We start from the raw sequence: 21,213 nt of genomic DNA, 5'->3' as shown, positions 1-21,213 counted from the left end.
CTTGCCCCGGAGGACGGCCGGTCAGTTGCCGTCGATGTGGATGATCTTGTGGTTGCGGTCCAGGCCCACGACGAGCTTGGTGGTCTGCCCGCCGCCCCAGGTGAGGGTGACGCCGACCTTCGTGTGGCCGACGGCGCCGGTGTCCTTGACGGTCCACTTCGCCGGGACGTTCTGAGCGCGCAGGACGCCGTCCGCGTGGTTGCGGCTCTCCCACGTCGCGAGCGTACGGAGGTAGCCGGACTGGACGTAGAACTTGCGGAGTTCGGTGGACAGCTTGCCGCCGTGGTCCGGGTCGCTCTGGGCGTCGATGTAGGCGCCGTAGAAGTCGGCGACGAGGGTCACGTTGTCGGACGCCGTGCCGCTGACCGTCCGCTGCGCCGCGGCGCCCGTGGTCGTCCCTCCCGTTGTCGCTTGGGCCGACGCGGTGAGCCCGAGCGGCAGGGCCACGGCGGCGACGAGGCCGGCGATCATCGCGGTGCGGCGGACGTGCTTGCGGGCGGTCGTGTTGCTGTTCATGAGTGTGCTTCCCCGATTTCGGTGAGTGCGGAATGGCGTCGCGCTGTGCGGGGCGGGCCCCTCGGCCTCCGTGGTGCGGAGACCGAGGCTTCCGTGGTGCGGAGACCGCGACCTCGGTGATGCGGAGACCGCTCCGGCGACACCAAGAGCATCAGCGGCCCCATGGTCCGGGCACAACGGACTGCGCCCCATCCGCAACGGTGGAACCGTCCCAGCCCTTCTGACCTCTCCTTACGGGGAGTGCCTGGGATGCCGTCCTGGGACGGGAGGCGGGGAGAACCGGTGTCATCCCAGGACGACGTGGAGGAGTTCGCGGCGCTGCTGCGGCACTTGAAGGCGCGCACCGACCGCAGTTACGCCGCGCTCGCACGCCGCCTGAACATGAACGCCTCGACGCTGCACCGGTACTGCGCGGGGGAGGCGGTGCCGCTCGGGTTCGCACCCGTGGAGCGGTTCGCCGCGATCTGCGGGGCGAGTCCGGCCGAACGGGTCGAACTCCACCGGCGGTGGATCCTGGCGGTGGCGCAACGACAACGACCCCGGACGTCTCCGGGGGCCGAGCCGGCGTTGCCGGGCCCGTCAACTCCGGTGACCGTGCCGCCGAATCCGTTGCCTCCGGAGGAGTCGGCCGCCGGCTCCTTGCCGACAGCGGCCCCGGACTCCGTGTCGGAGCCGACTGCCGGTTCGCCGGCTGCCGGTTCCGTGTCCGCGGCGGCGTCCGACCCCTCGCCCGGTCCCCGGGAGAGCACCCCGGAAGGGCACCCCGCCTCGTCGCGCGAGCGCGATGTGGCGGCGCACCCGGCAACGCCAACGCCCTGGCACAGGCGCCGCGTCGCGGTCACGGCGGCTGTCGTGACCGCGCTGCTCGCGACGCTGGGCAGCCTGTCCGCCCTGTCGTCCGGGCACTCGGGACACGCCGGCACCACCACGACCACCGGCGACGACCGGGCGGCCGGTTCACCGACCGCGAGGGCGGCGGGCGGGCGGCACGGCTCCCCGGTGCCCTCCGCACACCCCTCCACCGCGCGCGGACGGTCGTCCGGGTCGCCCTCCCCCGAGGCGCCCGCCGCGAACGGCGGCTCACCGAACCCGTCCACCAGCCCCTCCCCCACGACCGCTTCCGCCGTCACCCCTCTCACCTGGACCGCGAACTCCCAGTTGTGGCAGCTCGGTTGCAGTCACGACTACGTCATCGACAAGGAGCCCCGGCAGGTGCCGCCACCCCCGGCCCCGCAGGACGCCGCGCCGTGGGCGCGGACACAGGGCGCGGTGCACGGCGGCGAGACACTCGTGGAGATCTCGGTGCAGGGGCGAACGAACACGGCCGTCGTCCTGGAGGGGCTGCGGGTCCGCGTCGTCGGGCGGTCCGCCCCGGTGAAGGGCACGGTGTACGCCATGGACCAGGGATGCGGCGGCGAGATCAGTCCCCGCTCGTTCGCCGTCGACCTGGACGTGGACCGCCCGATCGCCCGGTCGGTCCCGGGCAAGGAGACGGGGACGAGCACCCCGGCGATGCGCATGCCCTACCGGGTGTCCGCGAAGGACCCCGAGGTACTGCTCGTCGACGCCCGGACCACCGGCTGCGACTGCCGCTGGAACCTGGAGCTCGACTGGTCCTCACAGGGCCGCACGGGCACCGAGATCATCGACGACCACGGCCTCCCGTTCCGCACCAGCGGCATCAAGGGTCTGCCGCACTACTGGTACGCGGGCCGCGGCTGGACCCCTCTCCAGGATTGAGCCGGGGTCACCGGCCACCGTGCCGACACACCCCCGACGCCGTACCCGAACGCCTTACGGGCGAGGCACGTTGCGCAGGTTGGAGCGGGCCAGCTGCACCATCCGCCCGACGCCGCCGTCGAGCACGATCTTCGACGCCGAGAGCGCGAAGCCCGTCACCATGTCCGCGCTGATCTTCGGCGGGATGGAGAGCGCGTTCGGGTCGGTGACGATGTCGACGAGGGCCGGGCCCTTGTGACGGAAGGCGTCCTTGAGGGCTCCGGCGAGTTCCTTGGGCTTCTCGACCCGGACGCCGTACGCCCCGCACGCGCGGGCCACCGCGCCGAAGTCCGGGTTCTTGTTGGTGGTGCCGTACGAGGGCAGCCCGGCGACCAGCATCTCCAACTCGACCATGCTGAGGGACGAGTTGTTGAAGAGTACGACCTTCACCGGCAGGTCGTACTGCACAAGGGTGAGGAAGTCGCCCATCAGCATGGAGAATCCACCGTCGCCGGACATCGACACGACCTGCCGCCTCCGGTCGGTGAACTGGGCGCCGATCGCCATCGGCAGCGCGTTCGCCATCGACCCGTGCGAGAACGAACCGATCACGCGGCGGCTGCCGTTGGGCGAGATGTAGCGAGCCGCCCAGACGTTGCACATCCCGGTGTCGACCGTGAACACCGCGTCGTCGTCGGCCAGTTCGTCGAGCACCGAGGCGACGTACTCGGGATGGATCGGAACGTGCTTCTCGACCTTGCGGGTGTACGCCTTGACGACCCCCTCGAGGGCGTCCGCGTGTTTCTTCAGCATTTTGTCGAGAAAGCGCCTATTGCCCTTGGGCCGCACCCGCGGGATCAGACAGCGCAGCGTCTCCCGCACATCGCCCCACACCGCCAGGTCCAGCTTCGACCGGCGCCCCAAGTGCTCCGGCCGCACGTCGACCTGGACGATCTTGACGTCGTCGGGGAGGAACGCGTTGTACGGGAAGTCGGTGCCCAGCAGGATCAGGAGATCGCACTCGTGGGTCGCCTCGTAGGCCGCGCCGTAGCCGAGGAGCCCGCTCATGCCGACGTCGAACGGATTGTCGTATTGAATCCATTCCTTGCCGCGCAGCGCGTGCCCGACCGGAGACTTGATCTTCTCGGCGAACTGCATGACCTCGGCGTGCGCGCCCGCCGTGCCGCTCCCGCAGAAGAGGGTGACCTTCTCCGCCTCGTCGATCATCTCGACGAGTTTGTCGATCTCGCTGTCGCCGGGCCGGACACTGGGCCGGGAGGTGACGAGAGCGGTCTCGATCGTCTTGTCCGGGGCGGGCTGGGAGGCGATGTCACCGGGCAGCGAGACCACGCTGACACCGGACTGGCCCACCGCGTGCTGGATCGCGGTCTGGAGCAGCCGCGGCATCTGCTTCGGGCTGGAGATCAGCTCGCTGTAGTGGCTGCACTCCTGGAAGAGCCGATCCGGGTGGGTCTCCTGGAAGTAGCCGAGGCCGATCTCGCTGGAGGGAATCTGCGAGGCGAGGGCCAGCACCGGGGCCATCGAGCGGTGCGCGTCGTACAGGCCGTTGATGAGGTGGAGGTTGCCCGGACCGCAGGAGCCGGCGCAGGCGGCGAGCTTGCCCGTGATCTGCGCCTCGGCGCCCGCGGCGAAGGCGGCGGTCTCCTCGTGGCGGACCTGGATCCAGTCGATGGCCGCGTCGCGCCGGATCGCGTCCACGACCGGGTTGAGGCTGTCGCCCACGACTCCGTACAGCCGCTTGACGCCCGCGCGGACGAGGATGTCGACGAACTGCTCGGCTACGTTCCGCTTGGCCATGCTGCACGCACCTCTTCGTGATCCTCGAAACCCTCAGGTGTCTCGGGTCCGCTGGTTGCCCGGCCCGTCCCTCGGGTTCCATGAATTCACACCGGTGGCGGTTACGCCTCCCACACGGCGGCGGCCGTACGGTCGTCGGCGTACCCCTTGACCCGCACCAGGCTGTCCGCGAGGAAGGCCGCGAGGCCGGGCGGCTCCCCCGCCGACCACCGTGCCGTCAGGTACTCGGCCAGCTCGGGTTCGCCGCGCAGCGGCTCCGCCAGGCCGCCCGTGCACAGCAGGAGCGTGTCACCCGGGCGGGCGACGGAGGCCCGGAACCGGAAGGGCGCGCGCGGCGGCCGGGGGGCAGGTTCGTACGGGCTCGGGGGCGTCGTGATGCCCAGGTCCATGGTGAGCCGGTCGCCCTCGGGGGTCTCGTGGGGCAGTGATCCGAAGCCGACGACGGCCTCGCCGGCGGTGTCGGCGACCCGCGGTTCGATGTCCTGCCACTCACCGTCCCGCAGCCGGAACAGGCCGCCCGCGCCGACGCCGAAGAAGACCCGGGTACGGCACTCCGGATCGGCCGGCAGCAGCAGACAGCGCAGGCCGGCGGTGTACTCCTCGGGTTCGACGCCCTGCTCCGCCGCGCTCGCCCGCAGTTTGCCGAGGCTGCGGTCGGTGAGCCGCTGCAACCCGGACTTCAGGTCGCCGCGCCGGGCGGCCCTGATGTCGTCGGCCAGCCGCTCGTGGCTGCGCCCGACGGCCTGCCCGATCCACCGGCACGCCTCCGCCGCCGCCCGGTGCGCTCCCGGGGTGGCCCGGGCGCCGGTCGCCATCGCCACCAGCACGAGTGCCTGCTCGCCCGCTCCGAACCGCGCGGTGAGCAGCGCGTCCCGGCGCGGCTCGCCCCGGTACCGCGCGGAGTCCCCGCGCGCGGACACGGCGCGCAGCGTGCTCGTTCCGTACCGTGCGCCGTCCAGCGCGGTGTCGGCGACCAGATCACCGAGTTCGTCCGGCTCGGCGGGCGGCAGCGCGGTCGGTTCGGGGTCGTAGGTGGGCGGGCCTGAGCCGACGTGGCCGACGGAGGACGGCGGCTGGACGACGGAGAGGACGGTCTCCCGGGGTGCGCCCGCGGGCATGTCCGCGGGGGCCGACTCGGGCGGCGGTGTCCGGAAGCCCCCGGTGGTGCTGGGCAGTGCGGCCACCGGGCGGACGGAGGGCGGCGCGCCCGGGGGTACGGCGGGAGCCGACACGGGTTTCGGCGGCACCTCCGACGGCGCCCTCGACGCGGGCACCTGCGCCGGGGAGGGCGCGGAAGGCTCCGAGGGCGTGTCGCCCCGGGTGTCCCGGGACGCGTCCGGGCCGGGTTCCTGCGCGGTGAACCCCGGTGGTTTCGGGCCGGGCGGGAAGGGCGCGGGGGCGGCCGGCGCGGAGGCCGGGGCGGGGGGCGGGAGCTCCCATGCCGGAGGTTCCCAAGGTGTGGGTTCCCAGGGGGTGGGCTCCCAGGCGGTGGGCTCCGAGGGGGGTCCGCCGCGGCCGGGCGGTCCCATGTCGGCACCGGGCCCCGACACCGGGCCCCGCTCCCAGCGTCCGGGCCGGGACACCGCGCCGTCGCCGGGGTTCGCGGCGGGCCGGGGCGGCGTGTCGTCGCTCGGGATCACGCCGGGCCAGGGCGGCGTCTCATCGCGCGGGGTCGCGCCAGGTCGGGGCGGCACCTCGCCACTCGGGGTCGCGCCGGGCCGGGCGGCGGAGGCCGAGGGGCCACCGTGCTGCCCCGAGACGGCGGGAGGCTGGCTCGGGAGGGCGGGCGGCTGCTTCCCCGTCCCGGGGGACGAGGACTCCGGCACGGCGGGGGACCGCCGCGGGGGCGGCGGACCGTCGAACCCGCGCGCGTCGGACCGCCGGAGGGAACCGCGCCCCCGGCCGGACGCCGCGTCCGGCTCGGACCTCGGATCCGAGGCGGAGCTCCCGTCGGGCGCGGACCTCGATTCCGCTGTGGGCCACGCGTCCGCTGTAGGCCACGCGTCCGCTGTGGGCCGACCGTCTGTTGTGGGCCGCGCGTCCGGCCCGGATTCCGGACCCGGATCGAGCCCGCCTCCGACCGTCCCCGACGCCGACGCGAACCGGTCGTCGAGGGAATCGGCCACGGCCGCGGGCCCCGTGTCCTCGGTGGAGTCGTCGTACAACTGCCTCCACCAGTCGTCCTCGTGACCGGTGGGCTTCTCCCCCTGCTGGCTCATGCTCCCGATTGTCCACCGAGACAGCCGGTTGAAAACGGGGCATCCGGAAAAACCGGCCAACGTGCGGACCCTCGAACGGCGCGTCGAGTGAACCGTCGAACGGCGATGCGCACCGAAACGTGCGAACACCTGACCGCCGGGCGGTCCCACCCCCCACGGGAGAACCGCCCGGCGGCACCTGGGTGACCGGAGCCCGACGCACGTCGCGGACAGGCCCGGGTCACGGTTCGGATGGCCGAATCCCGTTCGAAGTCGGCCAGTTCAGAACTGGGTAAGGGCCGCGGTCCGCGAGCCGGTACAGCCTCTTTCCCGCAGACCGATCCCAAGCGGGGCATTACGGAAGGTAGTTGGCGCCGCGGTGACGTGAGCTTGTCAGAGGGGCGGGGGGTACGACCATGATGTGCCGAGGCGGGTTTGTGCCGTGGCCGATTTCCGCCACGGCTCCGCCGACCGGCCGGAACGCATCCATGGGGAGGGACATCGCCGCATGCTGGGAGCGATAGGTCTGGACGAGACCCACGAGTCGGCGTACCGAGCGCTGGTCTCCGTGGGCGCCGCCGAGGTGCCCGATCTCGCGCGTCGGCTCACACTCGGCGAGTACGAGACGGAACGCGCGCTGCGCCGGCTGGAACGGCACGGTCTGGCCGCGCAGTCCTCGGCGCGGCCCGGCCGCTGGGTCGCCGCGCCGCCGGGCGTCGCCCTCGGCGCGCTGCTCACCCAGCAGCGGCACGAACTGGAGAAGGCGGAGCTGGCGGCCGCGCTGCTGGCCGAGGAGTACCGGGGCGCGGCCGGCGAACCGGCCGTGCACGACCTGGTCGAGGTGGTGATCGGCGCGGCGGCGGTCTCGCAGCGCTTCCTGCAGCTCCAGCTCGGCGCCACCGACGAGGTGTGCGCGCTGGTCACCGGGACCCCGATGGTGGTCTCCGGCGCGGACAACGACGCCGAGGAGCAGGCCGCGGGCCGGGGCGTCGGTTACCGCGTCGTCGTCGAGCGGACCGTCCTCGACCAGCCGAGCGGGATCACCGAGCTGTCCGCCGCGCTCGGCCGCGACGAGCAGGTGCGGGTCGTGGACCAGGTGCCGACCAAACTGGTGATCGCCGACCGGGCGCTCGCCATGGTGCCGCTGACCTCGCACACGGCGGAGCCGGCCGCGCTGGTCGTGCACGCGAGCGGGCTCCTGGAGCTGCTGTCGGGGCTGTTCCAGTCGGTGTGGCGGGACGCGCTGCCGCTGCGGCTGGGCAGCCGGGGCGTGCTGGAGCGGGAGCCGGACGGCCCGGACGGAACCGATCTGGAGATCCTCTCCCTGCTCCTCGCGGGACTCACCGACGCGAGCGTGGCCAAACAGCTCGACCTGGGCCTGAGGACCGTACAGCGCCGCGTCAAGCGCCTGATGGAGCTGACAGGGGTGACGACCCGGCTGCAACTGGGCTGGCACGCGTACGAGCGCGGCTGGGTGGCGCGTGACTGACCTGCGGTTTCCCGCCCACTCGGGCAGGCTGGGCAGATGGGAGTGTGGGAACTCCTGCTGGTCGGCGTCGTGATTCTGCTCGGCCTGGTCGGAGTGCTGGTGCCCGGTCTGCCGGGATCGTGGCTCGTCTGGGCCGCGGTCCTGTGGTGGGCGCTGAGCTACCCGCAGACCCTGTCCTGGGCCGTCCTCGTCGGCGCGACCGCGGTCCTGCTGCTCGCCCAGGCCATCCGCTGGATGCTGCCGCCACGACGGCTGCGAGAGAGCGGCGCCACCACCCGAATGGCGGTGTACGCGGGTGGCGGGGCGTTCCTCGGCTTCTTCCTGGTGCCGGTGGTCGGCGCCGTCCCCGGTTTCATCGGCGGGATCTACCTCAGCGAGCGGCTGCGCCTCGGCGGGCACGGGCCGGCGAAGGCCTCGGTGCGGACCGCGATGCGGGCGGGCGGCTGGAGCGTCCTGACGGAGCTCTTCGCCTGCCTGTTGATCATGGGCGCGTGGCTGGGCACGGTGATCTGGGGCTGAGCCGGCGGCGGGGGGACGCGTGTGCGAGACCTCCGGCGGCCGGGGACGCGTGACCGGGGCGTCGGCCCGCCCGGGGCTAGCGCGTGGACGACTTCACCGCGAGGGACCGCAGGTCGATCGTGTCGGCCAGCGCGCGCATGCCCTCGTCGTTGAAGTGCAGGTGGTCGCCGGGATCGTAGGCGGGGAGGATACGGCTCGGGCGTTGCGGGTCCCGGACGGTGGCGTCGAAGTCCGCGACCGCGTCGAAGATCCGGTGCGTGCGGATGGCGGCGTTGACCGCCTGCCGCACCGCCTCCCGGTCCGGGGTGTACGCGGCATGACCGCCGTACGGGGTGATCGTGGCGCCGATGACCCGGATGCCTCGGGCGTGTGCGCGGCGCACGACGAGCCGGTAGGCGTCCTCCAGGGCGCGTGGGTCCGTCTGCTCCGGTGTTCCCTTGATGTCGTTGACGCCTTCCAGCATGATCATCGTGCGGACGCCCGCGCGGGAGAAGACGTCGGTGTCCAGGCGGGTCAGAGCGCTCGGGCCCCGGTCGTCGAGCAGGACGCGGTTCCCGGCGATCCCCGCGTTGAGGACGCCGGGCCTGCGGTACGCGGGAAGGGCGCGCAGCCGGGCGGCGAGCCGGTCGGGCCAGCGGCGGTTGGCGTCGGACGACGAGCCGGTGCCGTCGGTGATCGAGTCGCCGAGCGCGACCACGCTGCCCGCGGCGGACGGGCCGAGCACGTCGACGCCGGTCACGTAGTACCAGCTGCCGACGGTGGTGGTGTAGGCGGCGCCGCTCTCCTCGCCGGTCCGATCGCCCCTGGGAGCGATGAAGTTGGCCTGGAGCGCGGAACGGTGGTACGTCGCCGGGCCCGAGTCGGCCGGGGTGTGCACCGAGACGAGGAGGTTGGCGTCGGCGGGGACGGGCAGCGCGACGGGGTCGCTGACCAGGTCCCGGCCGACGGGGACGGTGACCGATCGGGCGCCGGCGAAGGTGACCGCGCGCACGGAGCCCGCGACCGCCCGGGGGCTCCTCGGTTCCCCCTGCCGCTGCAATGCCAGTGTCACGGAACCGAGTTGGAGCGGTCTCGTGCCGAGCCGGTTGGAGAGACGGACGCGAGCGGCGCGGCCGCCGACGCTGGTGTGCACGACGTTGCGGACCGAGGCGCCGGGCAGCGCGGGCACGGTCCCCGCGGCCGCGGCCTCCCAGGTACCCGTCCAGATTCCTGGCCAGGCCCCTGCCCAGGTCTTGGCCGGCTTCGGGGCGCTCCGGCCGGGCGCGGACCGCGCTTCGGCGATCCCACTCGGCGGGGTGAGGACCAGGGCGGTCACCACGGGGACGAGGAGACGCCGGAACATGATCGCGCGGGGCATGGGGCCATCGCTTCCCCGCCCGCGCGCCCCCACATCACACCATCACACCGTCGGACGCGCCCGAACGGGACCGGACAGGACCGGACGGGCTCCCGCACGCCGATCCGGCCGAGGCTCCATACACCGATCCGGCCGAGGATCCGCACGCCAATCCCACCAAGGCTCAGTACGAGATCCCCTCCTCCCCTGGTCCTAGGTCCGGAACCCGATGCGCCGCGGGCGGGGGCGTGTTTGGCTGCTGTCATGACCGAATTCAGTGAAGCCGAGCGCGCGTATCTGAGGTCGCAGCGGCTGGGACGGCTGGCCACCGTCGACCCTCTCGGGCAGCCCCAGGCCAACCCCGTCGGCTTCTTCCCGCAGGAGGACGGGACGATCCTGATCGGCGGTTACGCGATGGGCACCACGAAGAAGTGGCGCAACCTTCAGAAGAACCCGAAGGTCGCCCTGGTCGTCGACGACATCGTCAGCCTCAAGCCGTGGAAGGTCCGAGGCGTCGACATCCGCGGAGAGGCGGAACTCCTCACCGGCGCACATGACTTGGGACCGCACTTCAGCGAGGAACTGATCCGGATCCACCCGAGGCGGATCCACAGTTGGGGCCTAGACGACTGAACGGCCTTACAAATAGGTCGGGTTGGAGAGAAGCCGAGTCACCGCGTTGCCTGGACGGCGGGTTGGGCCATCCGATTCGGTTCGTGCACAGGGCCGTTGAAGATCGCGCGTGAACCCGCCGCCCGGCTCAAGGCGTCCTGCTCAAGGCGTCCGGCTACAACTCCCCCGCCACCCTGAGGTGTCGGACGGCGTACGAGCGCCACGGGCGCCAGGTCTCCGGGGCGTTCGCGCCGGGCGGGGCCACGTCCGGGTCGCCGAGGGCCCGGGTGCGGATGGCGGCGGCGGTGCCCTCGTCGATGCCGGGCAGCGCGAGCAGCGCCGCCCGCGCCTCGTCCCGGTCTGCGCCCGGGTCGAGGCGCACGGTGCCGTCGGCGAGGGCGGCGGTCAGCGCGCCGAGCGGGCCGCCGGGCTCCGCCTCCGCCAGTGCGGCGGCCTCGGGGAAGAGATGCGTGAGCGTGTCGCACGGGGCGTCCAGCGCCTTCCCGTACCGCAGCACCAGCCGCCCGGCCTCCGCCTCCCCGACCAGCGCGCGCACCGCGAGCTCGTCCGGATCGGCGGCGCCCGGCGACCGCAGGCCCGGCCGCGCCGCGACCAGGGGACCCAGGCGCGCGTCGGCTCCCAGCCGCGCGTCGACGGCGTACGGATCGGCGTCGAGGTCGAACAGCCGCCGCAGCCGCTGTACGGCGGTGGTGAGGTCCCGGAGATCGGTGAGGTGCAGCCGGGCGTCGAGCCAGCCGCCGGGGTGGGCGGCGTCGGTGGGGCCCGGTGCTCCCGCGGTGCGGCTCGTCCCGCCCGCGCGGGTGCGGCCCGCGCCGGTTCCCGGGCGCTCCTCGACGGCCACGATCCCCGTGCCGTACGGCAGCCGGAGCGTGCGCCGGTACGTACGACGGCCACGACTGCCGCCGACGGCCTCGATGCCCGGGACGGCCTCGGCGGCCAGCAGGTCGAAGACGGCGGCGGACTGGTAGGGCCCCCGGTAGGCGAGCCGGAGCGGGACACCGGCGGTGGGGGTGGCCGCGCTCGCGCTCCGGGCGGCGGGGCCGGTTCGCGGCGCCGCGGCGCGCAGCTCGCTCGGTGTCGACGCGTAGACCGTGCGGATCGTGTCGTTGAACTGGCGCACACTGGAGAACCCCGCCGCGAACGCGATCTGTGTGACGGGGAGTTCGGTGGTCTGGAGCAGTATCCGCGCGGTGTGCGCGCGCTGGGCCCTGGCCAGCGCGACCGGACCCGCGCCGACCTCCGCCGTGAGCTGCCGCTGGACCTGGCGGGCGCTGTACCCGAGGCGCGCGGCGAGACCTCCGACGCCCTCGCGGTCCACCACGCCGTCACCGATCAGGCGCATGGCCCGGCCGACGACGTCGGCCCGTACGTTCCAGGCCGCGGAACCCGGCACGGCGTCCGGGCGGCATCTGCGGCAGGCCCGGAAACCCGAACCCTGCGCGGCGGCGGCCGTCGCGTAGAACCGCACGTTCCGCCGCTTCGGTGTGACCGCGGGGCAGCTGGGCCTGCAGTAGATCCCCGTCGTCCGCACGGCGAAGAAGAACTCCCCGTCGAACCGGGCGTCCCGACTCCGCACGGCCTCGTACCTGGTGTCCTCGTACCTGGTGTCCTCGTCGTTCACCCTTCCAGTGTGGGCCGGCACCCACGGCAGGGCTGGCGGAAATCGGACACGGCACTACGGCCTGGGCGGTCCGGTGCGCGGCGGCCCGGAGAGTCGGGCAGCCCGGCTGCTCAGTGATCCAGCGGGCCGGGGTGGAGGGCACGCGGAATCCGTGGCCTCCACCCCGTCCCCGGCTACCAGCGCCCGCGCTTGGCCTCCATGGCGGCGCGGCCCTCCGCACCCTTGCGCTTCCAGTCGCGGCGGATCTCGGCGCGCACGCGGGCGTCCGTCTTGGCGACGATCCGCTGGTTCTCGCGGAGCAGCTTGCGGTAGCTCTCGAGCCGTCGCTCCGGCAGTTCGCCGGAGTCGAGCGCCGCCAGCACCGCGCACCCGGGCTCGGCGACATGGGCGCAGTCCTGGAAGCGGCAGTCCGCGGCGAACTCCTCGATCTCGGAGAACACCTGCCCGACCCCGATCGCGGCGTCCCAGAGTCCGACTCCGCGCAGCCCCGGGGTGTCGATGAGGACACCGCCGCCCGGCAGCGCGAGAAGGTTGCGGGTCGTCGTGGTGTGCCGCCCCTTGCCGTCCATGTCGCGGATGGCCTGTACGTCCATGACGTCCTCGCCGAGCAACGCGTTGGCCAGCGTCGACTTGCCCGCGCCGGACTGTCCGAGCAGGACGGCCGTACCACCGGCGAGCACCGCTTCGAGGATGTCGAGCCCCGCCCCCGTCGCGGAGCTGACGGCGAGCACGGGAACGCCGGGCGCGGAGGTCTCCACGTCCTGGACGAGGTGCCCGAGGGTCGCCGCCTCCGGGACCAGGTCGGCCTTGGTGAGGACGACCACGGGTTGTGCGCCGGACTCCCAGGAGAGTGCCGACTTGTGGAGCAGCGCCTCACCGGTCGAACAGGACATCGCAAGCGCGAGGAACCGCTCGATCCGCCCGAGGTCCAGTTCGACCGCGAGCGACACACAGATGACGACGTGGTCGATGTTCGTGGCCAGCACCTGGCCCTCGGAGCGCTTGGACGACGTCGACCGCACGAAGGCGGTACGCCGGGGCAGCAGCGTCCGTACGTACCGCGGGTCGCTGCCTTCAGGGTCGACCGCTACCCAGTCCCCCGTGCACACGACCTTCATCGGGTCACGAGGAACGACGAACTCGGTGTCGGCACGGACAGTACCGACCGGGGTGACGACGTCGCACAGGCCACGATCGACCCGTACGACACGACCGGGCAGGAGACCCTGCTCGGCATACGGGGCGAACTCGGCCTCCCAGTCCGCATCCCAGCCGTACGGCACGAGGGGATGCGAGGAAGGTGAGAACGAACCGGGGAGAGAAGAGAAAGACAAGGGGTGACCCTTCACAAGGGTGGCCCCGGCACCGCGCTCAAGGGCGCGGGAGAGGAAGAGGTCAGCCGGAGGCCACGGAAGTGGACTTGATGAACTTCCGGATGCGGGCAGCGCCCATCACAGAGACAGCCATCGGTCACACCTCCCGTTCCTCACTCAGCCGACAGCGGGGCCGACCGGCCACCGCGTGAAGCAGCACTCACCATAGAGGCGCACTCACGCGGGTGCCACCGGTTTTCCGCTCCGGCCCCCTTCCCGTACCCGGCCCGAAGCCTCGGGCCGGGAAACGGCTCGGTTCGCCCCCCGTCACACGCGACCCGTCCGGGGTGGTGGGATCCTCCTGCCCACGATTCCGACGCGTGCGGGGACGTTGGAGGCCAGCCGGATCACACTGCCGTCGCGCAGCGGTCGTGTCTGGCCGGCCGGTACGGGTTCTTCGTCGACCCAGGTGCCGTTGGCGGAGTTCTCGTCGCGGAGCCAGGCGGCACCATCGGAGGTCAGGCCGACTGTGGCGTGCATCCGGGAGACGTTGTCGAAAGGCGCGAGCCGAGCGGCCGTGGCCGTGTGGCTGGGGTCGCGGCCCAGGACCACCTGCTGTCCGGGCCGGACTTCGACCTCTCCGGTGGTGAAACTCAGCCGGAGCAACGTCGCGTCGTGTTCCAGGGTGGTGCGCAGCGCCTCGTCCCGAGGTGCGCCGGGACGGTCGGAGGGCAGCTCGCGCAGGCAGGCCATACAGATCAGATCGGCCGTCGTGACGGGCGTCCGGCAGTGCGGGCACGTCGTCCATTCCGCCGACGGGGGCGTGGCAACGGGAGCTGACGGTGGTGGGTCGGGAGCGGTCTTGGCGGAGAGGTCCCGCGCCGGGCGTTCAGCGGCGAGCTCGGCGGTGACGACGCGCACCGCACCCTCCGTGGTGAGCACGGCCCGGCACTCGGGGCAGACCACTTCGTCCGCGCCCACCTCCGCGTCGCAGGCCGTGCAGATCAGGCGGTCCACGTGGTTCCCTCCCATGTCACACCCCCGGCCTCGGAGGCGGCCTGCCATCGGGTCAGGTCCGCTCGGTACGGGATGCCGATGACGCGCAGGTCGCCGCCGTCGGTCATCACCTGGAGGCGGCGTTCTCCGTAGCCGGCGAGAGCCTCCGCGTCGTACCGCTCGCGGCCCAGCGGCGTGAGCGGTACGACCTCCTGGTTGTCGGATCCCCGCAGTGGGCTGCCGGTGTTGCGGCGGGCCACGTAAGGACCGGCGACGACCGCGTCGCACAGCGCCAACGCCGCCTGGTACTCGGCCCCGTCCCGCAGCCGGGGCCACGCGTAGCCGGAGAAAACCAGAAGGTCTCGGGGGGACTCGTCGTCACGGGCCGACTCCCGCAGGCCGTTGAGGAGTTCGGCCAGGGCGCGGGACTGCTGGAAGGGTTCACCGCCGGAGACGGTGACGCCGTCCAGCGGGCCGGGGAGCCGGCGTATCCAGGTGAGCACGGCATCGACGTCCGCCTCCGTGTCCGACCGTGGCTCCCAGGTGTCCCGGGACATGCATCCGGGGCAGGCCAGTGTGCAGCCCTGGACCCACACGCCGACCCGCACGCCGTGCCCGAGCACGGTGACGGGGTAGTGCAACCTGTTGATCGCGAGTCGCGTCATGTCAGTGCCCCTGCCGCTCGGCCTGCGGGCTGCTGTCCGCGCGCCGCTGTTCCTCCTGGTCGCCGGTCCCCGGCGAGCTGGTCACAGGGGTCGGCCTGGAGCCGGGGACGGTGAGTGAGTGGACGTCGACGCTGACGCCCCGGTCCGCCAGCCGGGCCTGCAGATCCTCCAGGGCGCCGCACCACTGCTCCTCGCGCTCCAGGTCGGCGCGAGTGCCGCTCAGTCCCTGTGATCCGCCGGTACGCACCACGACGGCCCGCAGTTCCCGCTCGGCGTTGTCGTAGATCATGCGCACCTCGTGCTCACGCCAGGACGTGTGGGAGACGGCGAACGCTCCCTGCTCGACCGTGACGGTGGAAAAGTCCCCACAGATCTCGTACCCCATCTGCTCCAGCGGCTCCAGGAGCACCTGCCGCACGTGGTGCCGCTCCGCGGCGTCGCGTACCGCCTCCGCCCAGTGCAGGGCTTCGTCGCGTACGCCCTGTTCGAGCGGGCGCTGCGCGCGGACGACGGCCAGCAACGTCTCGCGCAGGGGAGCAGCCGTCTCGTCCTGGACGTGCTCGAGTACCTGCAGGAAGGCGGCTGCGGCCCGGGCGTCCGCCATCCGCCGGTCGGCGGTGCCGCGTGCGCCGTCGACGCGCGAGCGCAGGTCGTCGAGCCGGTTGCGCGCTTCGGTCTCCGAGGCGGCGGCGCCCACGCGCGCGGCCGCGGCCGTGATCCTCAGACGTTCGTCGTGCGAGACGGCCGGTGTCAGGCGGCGCAACGCCCGTGCGGCGGCCTCCCGTTCGGACCCGAAACGGTCCGGGGCGGGCGCCCCCGCAGTCTCCCGGCGCTCGCGGGCCGGCCCTGTGGCCGGGCCCGGTGCCGCGCGCGTCGGCCGTTCACCGACCGGCGGTCCCGTTGTCAGCCAGGCCGCCGCCCGCAGGGCGTCCTGGTCCGTCAGCAGACTCTCCGCAGCTACGAGCGCACGATCCGCGACGGCGCACCAGTCACGCAGTTCCTGGATCTGCTGCCTGAACAGCACCAGCGGCTCCGGCAGTGGGGCCGCGGGCCGGCCGTACGCGCCGAGCGCGGCCTTCGTCACCTCGATCCGGGCGTTGCGGGTGAGCACCTCGGCCACCGCCTCCTCCCACACCGCCTCCGCGCACCGCTCGCGCTCCCAGTGCACCTGGCGCCGTTCGAGAGCGGAGCCGACGGCGGTCAGACCCGACGTGAGGGCGAGCGACACGGCAGCGCCCGCGGCGTAACCCAGGACTGCGCCGACGGCAAGCGGCGCCACGAGTCCGATCGCGGAACCCCCGCTCATCGCCCTGTCACCACCCTCGCGTACGCGGCGGCGTGCTGGTTGCTCCACAGCGCCCGCCTGGCCGGGACGGACCGCAGGTGAAGCACCAGCAGGACCGCGTAAGCGATGGCGGGATAAGCCAGGACCGCGCACATGAAGGGGATGGCCAGACAGCCGAAACCGGCGCCCCGGGGTCGGCCCGCTCTGCGGAACGCGCCGCCGGCCTGGCTGAACAGGGTGTACCCGTGCGCGTACGGGCCGCCGATGTGCCGTGCGAGAGTGACCTCGACCGCGATGTGCACGAACAGCAGGATCAGCCCGATGACCAGGCTGGACACCGCCAGGTCCACGCCGACGAGGGTACTGCCGAGCAAGGCGGCCAGCACCATGACCGCCGCGTAGCCCGCGAACGGACCGATGGCGCGGCTGGTGGCCGTCGCGAGAGCGCCGGGCGATGTGCGCTCCGCCTCCATGTGCTGCCAACGTGCCAGTTGTTCGCGCTGGGCCGCCTGGGCCGCCGCCGTCCGGCGTGCGGTCTGCTCAGCCTCCACGAGGGCCGCGGGGACCAGCCGTCGCAGTGCGGTGACGGCCGCGGGACCGTCGCCCGCCTGTTGTCGGGCGTGCCAGAACCAGGGGACGTTGGCGGTCCGCGCGGACACCTGGTCGAGCTGCTGCCACATCCTGGTGCTCTCCCCCTGGCCACCGAGGAGCAGGCACAGCTGGGGCGCGATCACCATCCGGGCGTCGGACGGCACGGTGAGGGCCTGCCGAGTGGCCTGCGGGAGCAGCTGCCACAGACGGCCGAAGGTCTCGTCGCTGCGGAGCTGGGCCGTGCGCCAGGCCTCGTCGATCCGGCGTAGATCCGAGGACGCCGGGAACCTCGCCAGCTCGGTGAGCAGGTTCTGCTGCCAGAGCGCTTCGACGAACCGGACATGCTCGTCGCCGGGGCTCTGCGCGGCAACGGCGTGCCGGGCGACGCCGAGCAGGTTCTCGCGGTCGACGCGCAGCCCGCGGCACATGGCCGGCGTCTCCGGGGCGAGTACGTGCACCAGGCGTGCGAGTCGTGCGTCGGGGCCCAGGGCCGGGTCGGTGAGCTGGTGGTCGATCAGGTCCTGCAGTTTTTCGACGTCGTACTCGTCCGGCTCGTCGAACTGCCTGAGCCACTTGCGCAGGGCGCGCCATCCTTCGGACGGCTGGTGGGCGGGGCCCATGTCGGTGAAGTAGCTGCGTGCGGCGGCGTTCCACACGTCCGGCTCGGCAAGGGCGACGGCAAGCTCCTCCGGTTTGGTGTAGCGGACGGAACGCAACACCAGGGGCAGGGTGTTCCTCGTGCGCTGTGACAGGGCGAGGGGCGCGGTATAGCTGACCGGAGGGCTGCCGCCGGCCAGCCAACTCGCCACCTCGGATGCGCCCCACCGGTCCTCGGGGTCCCGGGTGAGCAGGCCGGCGCACAGCATCCGTAGGCGAGGATCCGTCACCCCGTCGAGGTCGATGCCGCGGACCATGACGGCCATGACGATGGCCGGATCCATCATGTCGGCGAAGGGCCTTTGTCCGAGGAGGAGTTCGCGGGCCATCATGCCCAGCGCCCACCAGTCCCGTGCGCGTGAGGTCTGCCCGACACCGCTCACCAGCAACTCGGGCGCCAGGTAGGGCAGAGTGCCGGCCGTCGAGGCGGCCGCGCGGGTCTGGTCGAGTACGCGGCTCACTCCGAAGTCGGAGAGCGCGAGGTCGAGGGGGTTCCGGGAGCGCACCAGGACGTTCTCGGGTTTGAGGTCCTGGTGAATGATGTCGGCCCTGTGCAGTGCGCCGAGAGCCTCGGCGATCTGTCGCACCATCTCGGTGACCATCGCCGGGAGGCTGTCGGCAGCCCAGCCGCCCACGAACTGGGCGAGGTTGCCGCCCTGGACGTACTCCATGAGTTCGTAGTCCCGCTGTCCGGCGGCGCCGGTCTCCAGGGTCTTGACGATGTACGGGTTGTCCAGCTGGGGAAGCTTGGACCATACCTCGCGTGATGCCTGGCGGCCGGCGTGCCGGTAGATCTTCGCGACGAGGTGCTTGCCGTGTTCGTCGGCGACGAGCAACAGGTTGGCCTCCGCGCCCTGGGCGGGAATCTCGCTCAGGAGTCGGAAGCGGGCCGCCAGTTGCTTCGGCAGAACGGTCAGTACTTCCTCCGGAGGCGGCGCGTCCGAAGCATGTGATGACTCCAGCCGGGTCCGAAGTGCCTCTCCAGAAGGCGGTGATGCCGGTGCTGTCCGTTCCAGCCGGGTCTCAAGCGGGTTGTTCGGCTCCTCAGGGGTCATCGCAGAGTCACCCGCCAGCCCGTCGCCTCGTGCGTGACGTCGGTGATGCACTGCTCGGGCGCCGGATCGTGGCCCTGGGTGAACAGTGCGCGTGCCAGCGGGTTGATCAGGGCCGTCTCCAGAATGGACCCGATACCGCGACCGCCGAAGGTGATGTCCGCCGTCGCGACCTTCAGCAGCGTCTCCCGTGCTTCGGGCGCGATGGTCAGCTTCACCTTCCGCTCCTTCTCGACAAGGACGAGGATGCGCTGGAGCAGCAGGTCGAAGATCTCCTGCGCGGCGGCCCGGCCGATGAAGTTGAAGACGACGATGTTGTCGCCCAGCCGGTTGAGCAGCTCCGGCCGGTCCAGTTCCTCGGCGATGTGCTGTCTGACGGCCGAGGAGATCAGGCTGACGAGTTCGTCGCGCGTGTTGTCGGGGCTGACGTTGTGCACCTGCATGCCGCGTTCGTCGAGCACCGACATCCCGAGGTTCGAGGTGAAGACGAGCACGGCCTCCGAGAAGTAGACGGTGGATCCCGTGCTGTCGGTGAGGCGGCCGTCGTCGAGGATCTGCAGGAACTTGTCCAGGATCCGCGGATGCGCCTTCTCGATCTCGTCGAAGAGGATGAGGCTGAACGGGCGTTCCCGGACGGAGTTGGTGAGTTCACCGCCCGCGTCGTGCCCGATGTATCCGGGTGGCGCGCCGATCAGCCGGGCCGCCGAGTGCTCCGCGGAGAACTCCGTCATGTCGAATCGGATGTACGCCCGCTCGTCGCCGAAGATGAGCTCGGTGAGCGACTTGGCCAGCTCGGTCTTCCCGACGCCGGTGGGTCCGGCGAAGAACAGCACCCCGCGCGGTCGCGACGCGTTCGAGGCCGCCTGCGCGCCCGACAGTCCCATGACGGAACGGATGATGATGTCGACGGACTGCTCGATGGCCTCGTCCTGACCTCGGACGCGCTCACGGATGCGCTCGGCCGCGGTGGTGAGTCGTTCCCTGAGGAAGGGCTTGCTCCAGGGGTTGTCGGAGATGCCCACCCGGTAGCAGCGGGCGGCGGCCTCGATCGAGTCGACGGCGTCCTCACGGGTGCGTGCCAGCCGGATGATCTCCATCATGCTGCGCACGGTCAGGGATTCGGTCTGTTCGGCGAACCGGTAGGCGATGTCGTCGTCGGTGGCTCCCCCGAGCATGTGTGAGGAGACTCCCTGTGACAGCAGTTCGGCCGCCACCTTACGGTCGCCGAGGTCCGGCAGCGGTACGGCGATCCGTCGTACGGCCATGGAGTCCGCGGTGAACCACGCGGGGATGTCCCGGTCGTTGTTGGCCACCCACAGCACCGGGTTGTAGCGCGGTGTCGCCCCGCGGCCGCGCAGCGGCTTCGCCGTGTGCGACAGCTTCTCGCAGGCGGCGAAGAAGTAGTGCTCCTCGGGCGAGAGCTGGCGGACATCGCGCACCAGGCGGGAAGCGTAGTCCACCATGACGCCCGCCTTGGTGTCCCGGCTGCCGGTCACCGCACGCAGCACACCGAGCAACGTGTCGAGGCTCAGCGGTCGGCCGTTCCCGAGCGCGACCGAGGTCAACGCCGCGACGCTCTTCAGGACCTCTTCGTCGTTGCCGGGAAGCACGTGCAGCCCGTCGACGGGGTCGACGACGAGCAGGAATCGGTAGCCCAGCGGCTTCATGAGCCACCACAGGGCCTCCCTGACGTCCGGGAGCTGCCATGAATCCCCTTGCGGGACCAGGTAGTTGTCGCGGATGTTGCCGTACAGCACCAGCTGGGGATTGGTCAGGAAGCAAGTGCTGGTCTCCCGGAGCCACGCCGGAACATGGCGGCCGCCGTATGCGTCGGCTGCGGCGTCCCCGGCTCCCGCGGGATCTTCCGCGCCGGTGCCCTTGGTCAGGAAGGGCAGATCGGAGTCGAGGCTCATCCGTCCGCCTCCTGGTCGCCGTCGGCGTCGTCCTGGGCCTCGGGCGCCGGGACGGCGGGCTGATCCGAGATCGTCACCGAGGCAGGCGGCACCGGCATGTCCGCGGCCGGCTGCCCCGTTCGTGTGTACCCCCCGCGCCGGCGCACCGTACGCCGCCGTTTTGTGGGCGACTCCTCGGGCCGGGGCGCCGCTTCTGTCTCCGCCGTCTCGTGTTCTTCGTCACTCATCTACTCCCCCTCTACGGACATGACCTCGGCGTAGGCGATCTCCTCCCACCGCATCAGCACGCCGACGCCGCGAAACTTCGGCCGACCTTCCACCAGACGGATACGCCCCGACGCCGGATCGACCTCCACGGTCTCCGCCAGATAGATGTCCTGGTCGTGCGGAAACCCGGACGCGTACGAGTGCGGGCCCCGGCGTGCCGGGGCGAAGGCGCCCGCGAACCATCCGTTGTCCCCGCCGCTGGGATCCTTCAGCCGGATCCGCAGCCAGATGCTGTCCTCGTGGGAGAACACCTGATCCCAGGCGCGCGGCGCTGGCGCCGGGCCGATCAGCCACCGCGTCCAGGGGCGCCGGCGCCGGGCCGCGACGCCGACCGCGTGGCCGAGCGCGGCAGGGAGAAGCGCATAGACGGCAACGACCGGCCACAGCAGCCAGGGTGACGCGCCCGCCCGCAGTGTCCCGTGCCTGTCCTGCTGAACCAGCCACCAGGACAGGGGCGCGAGCGCCAGGTGGAACAGGACCGACATGCCCAGGAAGCGCAGGACCCTGTCCGACAGGTTCACACCCCAGGCGCCCGCCTGCTTCTCCAACTCCCACGTGTACAGCGCTCCGGGCACCACGCCGATCAGGGTGGTGAGCAGCGCCTCGAACGAATCCATGGTCCTCC

General features: G+C 72.1%; 17 protein-coding genes. 4 read left to right on the top strand and 13 right to left on the bottom strand.

All coding sequences use genetic code 11. The annotated features are described in order from the left end of the window. Nucleotides 1–21: 21 nt before the first annotated feature. The gene (locus tag ACZ6KY_RS29170; protein WP_469313250.1) at nucleotides 22–516 is read right to left on the bottom strand and encodes a hypothetical protein; all 495 of its coding nucleotides are present in this window, start codon (nucleotides 514–516) and stop codon (nucleotides 22–24) included. 249 nt (nucleotides 517–765) lie between these two features. On the opposite strand from ACZ6KY_RS29170, the gene ACZ6KY_RS29165 reads away from it, so the two are divergent. Beyond that, a complete protein-coding gene (locus ACZ6KY_RS29165; protein ID WP_469313249.1) occupies nucleotides 766–2,256 on the top strand; it encodes a helix-turn-helix domain-containing protein in 1,491 nt (496 codons plus the stop codon). Between the two features lie 54 nt (nucleotides 2,257–2,310). On the opposite strand, the gene ACZ6KY_RS29160 is transcribed toward ACZ6KY_RS29165, so the two are convergent. Both ACZ6KY_RS29160 and ACZ6KY_RS29155 read right to left on the bottom strand, forming a co-directional pair. Then, on the bottom strand, nucleotides 2,311–4,053 hold the full coding sequence (locus ACZ6KY_RS29160; RefSeq protein ID WP_469313248.1) for a pyruvate dehydrogenase: 1,743 nt from the start codon (nucleotides 4,051–4,053) through the stop codon (nucleotides 2,311–2,313). A gap of 101 nt (nucleotides 4,054–4,154) precedes the next feature. After that, complete coding sequence (locus ACZ6KY_RS29155; RefSeq protein WP_469313285.1) at nucleotides 4,155–5,603, bottom strand: protein phosphatase 2C domain-containing protein; 1,449 nt, start codon at nucleotides 5,601–5,603, stop codon at nucleotides 4,155–4,157. A 1,156-nt stretch (nucleotides 5,604–6,759) separates the two neighbouring features. On the opposite strand from ACZ6KY_RS29155, the gene ACZ6KY_RS29150 reads away from it, so the two are divergent. Both ACZ6KY_RS29150 and ACZ6KY_RS29145 read left to right on the top strand, forming a co-directional pair. Further along, the gene (locus ACZ6KY_RS29150) at nucleotides 6,760–7,740 is read left to right on the top strand and encodes a helix-turn-helix domain-containing protein (RefSeq protein WP_469313247.1); all 981 of its coding nucleotides are present in this window, start codon (nucleotides 6,760–6,762) and stop codon (nucleotides 7,738–7,740) included. Nucleotides 7,741–7,776: 36 nt separating this feature from the next. Beyond that, entirely contained in the window at nucleotides 7,777–8,259 is a 483-nt protein-coding gene (locus tag ACZ6KY_RS29145) for a DUF456 domain-containing protein (protein ID WP_469313246.1), read from the top strand. A 76-nt stretch (nucleotides 8,260–8,335) separates the two neighbouring features. Here the strand turns inward: ACZ6KY_RS29145 and ACZ6KY_RS29140 are convergent, their stop codons facing one another. After that, nucleotides 8,336–9,616, bottom strand: a complete 1,281-nt coding sequence (locus ACZ6KY_RS29140; protein WP_469313245.1) for an SGNH/GDSL hydrolase family protein — start codon at nucleotides 9,614–9,616, stop codon at nucleotides 8,336–8,338. Between the two features lie 243 nt (nucleotides 9,617–9,859). Between ACZ6KY_RS29140 and ACZ6KY_RS29135 the strand changes: the two genes are divergently transcribed. Further along, the gene (locus tag ACZ6KY_RS29135) at nucleotides 9,860–10,228 is read left to right on the top strand and encodes a PPOX class F420-dependent oxidoreductase (RefSeq protein ID WP_469313244.1); all 369 of its coding nucleotides are present in this window, start codon (nucleotides 9,860–9,862) and stop codon (nucleotides 10,226–10,228) included. A 154-nt stretch (nucleotides 10,229–10,382) separates the two neighbouring features. On the opposite strand, the gene ACZ6KY_RS29130 is transcribed toward ACZ6KY_RS29135, so the two are convergent. The 9 genes from ACZ6KY_RS29130 to ACZ6KY_RS29090 all read right to left on the bottom strand — a co-directional run bounded on the left by ACZ6KY_RS29130 (nucleotide 10,383) and on the right by ACZ6KY_RS29090 (nucleotide 21,205). Beyond that, nucleotides 10,383–11,849 (bottom strand): AlkA N-terminal domain-containing protein, encoded by a 1,467-nt coding sequence (locus ACZ6KY_RS29130; RefSeq protein WP_469313243.1) that lies wholly within the window; start codon nucleotides 11,847–11,849, stop codon nucleotides 10,383–10,385. A gap of 173 nt (nucleotides 11,850–12,022) precedes the next feature. Next, nucleotides 12,023–13,183 carry a ribosome small subunit-dependent GTPase A gene (rsgA, locus tag ACZ6KY_RS29125; protein WP_469313242.1) on the bottom strand — a complete coding sequence of 387 codons (1,161 nt, stop codon included), beginning with the start codon at nucleotides 13,181–13,183 and terminating at the stop codon, nucleotides 12,023–12,025. A 306-nt stretch (nucleotides 13,184–13,489) separates the two neighbouring features. Beyond that, entirely contained in the window at nucleotides 13,490–14,179 is a 690-nt protein-coding gene (locus ACZ6KY_RS29120; protein WP_469313241.1) for an FHA domain-containing protein, read from the bottom strand. Further along, nucleotides 14,167–14,823: a 4Fe-4S single cluster domain-containing protein gene (locus ACZ6KY_RS29115; protein WP_469313240.1), complete on the bottom strand. Its 657-nt coding sequence runs from the start codon at nucleotides 14,821–14,823 to the stop codon at nucleotides 14,167–14,169. The genes ACZ6KY_RS29120 and ACZ6KY_RS29115 overlap by 13 nt, the downstream gene beginning before the upstream one ends. 1 nt (nucleotide 14,824) lies before the next feature. Next, on the bottom strand, nucleotides 14,825–16,129 hold the full coding sequence (locus ACZ6KY_RS29110; protein WP_469313239.1) for a hypothetical protein: 1,305 nt from the start codon (nucleotides 16,127–16,129) through the stop codon (nucleotides 14,825–14,827). Beyond that, on the bottom strand, nucleotides 16,126–18,411 hold the full coding sequence (locus ACZ6KY_RS29105) for a serine/threonine-protein kinase (RefSeq protein ID WP_469313238.1): 2,286 nt from the start codon (nucleotides 18,409–18,411) through the stop codon (nucleotides 16,126–16,128). Before ACZ6KY_RS29105 ends, ACZ6KY_RS29110 begins: the two co-directional genes overlap by 4 nt. Further along, nucleotides 18,408–20,321, bottom strand: a complete 1,914-nt coding sequence (locus ACZ6KY_RS29100) for an AAA family ATPase (protein ID WP_469313237.1) — start codon at nucleotides 20,319–20,321, stop codon at nucleotides 18,408–18,410. The genes ACZ6KY_RS29105 and ACZ6KY_RS29100 overlap by 4 nt, the downstream gene beginning before the upstream one ends. Then, a complete protein-coding gene (locus ACZ6KY_RS29095; protein WP_469313236.1) occupies nucleotides 20,318–20,548 on the bottom strand; it encodes a hypothetical protein in 231 nt (76 codons plus the stop codon). The genes ACZ6KY_RS29100 and ACZ6KY_RS29095 overlap by 4 nt, the downstream gene beginning before the upstream one ends. Next, nucleotides 20,549–21,205 (bottom strand): DUF6338 family protein, encoded by a 657-nt coding sequence (locus ACZ6KY_RS29090; RefSeq protein WP_469313235.1) that lies wholly within the window; start codon nucleotides 21,203–21,205, stop codon nucleotides 20,549–20,551. It lies immediately after the preceding gene. Between the last annotated feature and the right edge of the window lie 8 nt (nucleotides 21,206–21,213).

It is taken from the genome of Streptomyces sp. NPDC042002, from assembly GCF_055588305.1.
The sequence above is the reverse complement of the archived record's forward strand: the minus strand, read 5'-3'. Positions and strand labels throughout refer to the sequence as shown.

Bases quoted from the DNA above. Each gene is read 5' to 3' on its own strand.
- ACZ6KY_RS29145 (WP_469313246.1), top strand. From the start codon at position 7,777: ATGGGAGTGTGGGAACTCCTGCTGGTCGGCGTCGTGATTCTGCTCGGC.
- ACZ6KY_RS29140 (WP_469313245.1), bottom strand. From the start codon at position 9,616: ATGCCCCGCGCGATCATGTTCCGGCGTCTCCTCGTCCCCGTGGTGACC.
- ACZ6KY_RS29135 (WP_469313244.1), top strand. From the start codon at position 9,860: ATGACCGAATTCAGTGAAGCCGAGCGCGCGTATCTGAGGTCGCAGCGG.
- ACZ6KY_RS29115 (WP_469313240.1), bottom strand. From the start codon at position 14,823: ATGACGCGACTCGCGATCAACAGGTTGCACTACCCCGTCACCGTGCTC.
- ACZ6KY_RS29165 (WP_469313249.1), top strand. From the start codon at position 766: ATGCCGTCCTGGGACGGGAGGCGGGGAGAACCGGTGTCATCCCAGGAC.
- ACZ6KY_RS29090 (WP_469313235.1), bottom strand. From the start codon at position 21,205: ATGGATTCGTTCGAGGCGCTGCTCACCACCCTGATCGGCGTGGTGCCC.
- ACZ6KY_RS29170 (WP_469313250.1), bottom strand. From the start codon at position 516: ATGAACAGCAACACGACCGCCCGCAAGCACGTCCGCCGCACCGCGATG.
- ACZ6KY_RS29105 (WP_469313238.1), bottom strand. From the start codon at position 18,411: ATGACCCCTGAGGAGCCGAACAACCCGCTTGAGACCCGGCTGGAACGG.
- ACZ6KY_RS29100 (WP_469313237.1), bottom strand. From the start codon at position 20,321: ATGAGCCTCGACTCCGATCTGCCCTTCCTGACCAAGGGCACCGGCGCG.
- ACZ6KY_RS29095 (WP_469313236.1), bottom strand. From the start codon at position 20,548: ATGAGTGACGAAGAACACGAGACGGCGGAGACAGAAGCGGCGCCCCGG.
- ACZ6KY_RS29110 (WP_469313239.1), bottom strand. From the start codon at position 16,129: ATGAGCGGGGGTTCCGCGATCGGACTCGTGGCGCCGCTTGCCGTCGGC.
- ACZ6KY_RS29160 (WP_469313248.1), bottom strand. From the start codon at position 4,053: ATGGCCAAGCGGAACGTAGCCGAGCAGTTCGTCGACATCCTCGTCCGC.
- ACZ6KY_RS29150 (WP_469313247.1), top strand. From the start codon at position 6,760: ATGCTGGGAGCGATAGGTCTGGACGAGACCCACGAGTCGGCGTACCGA.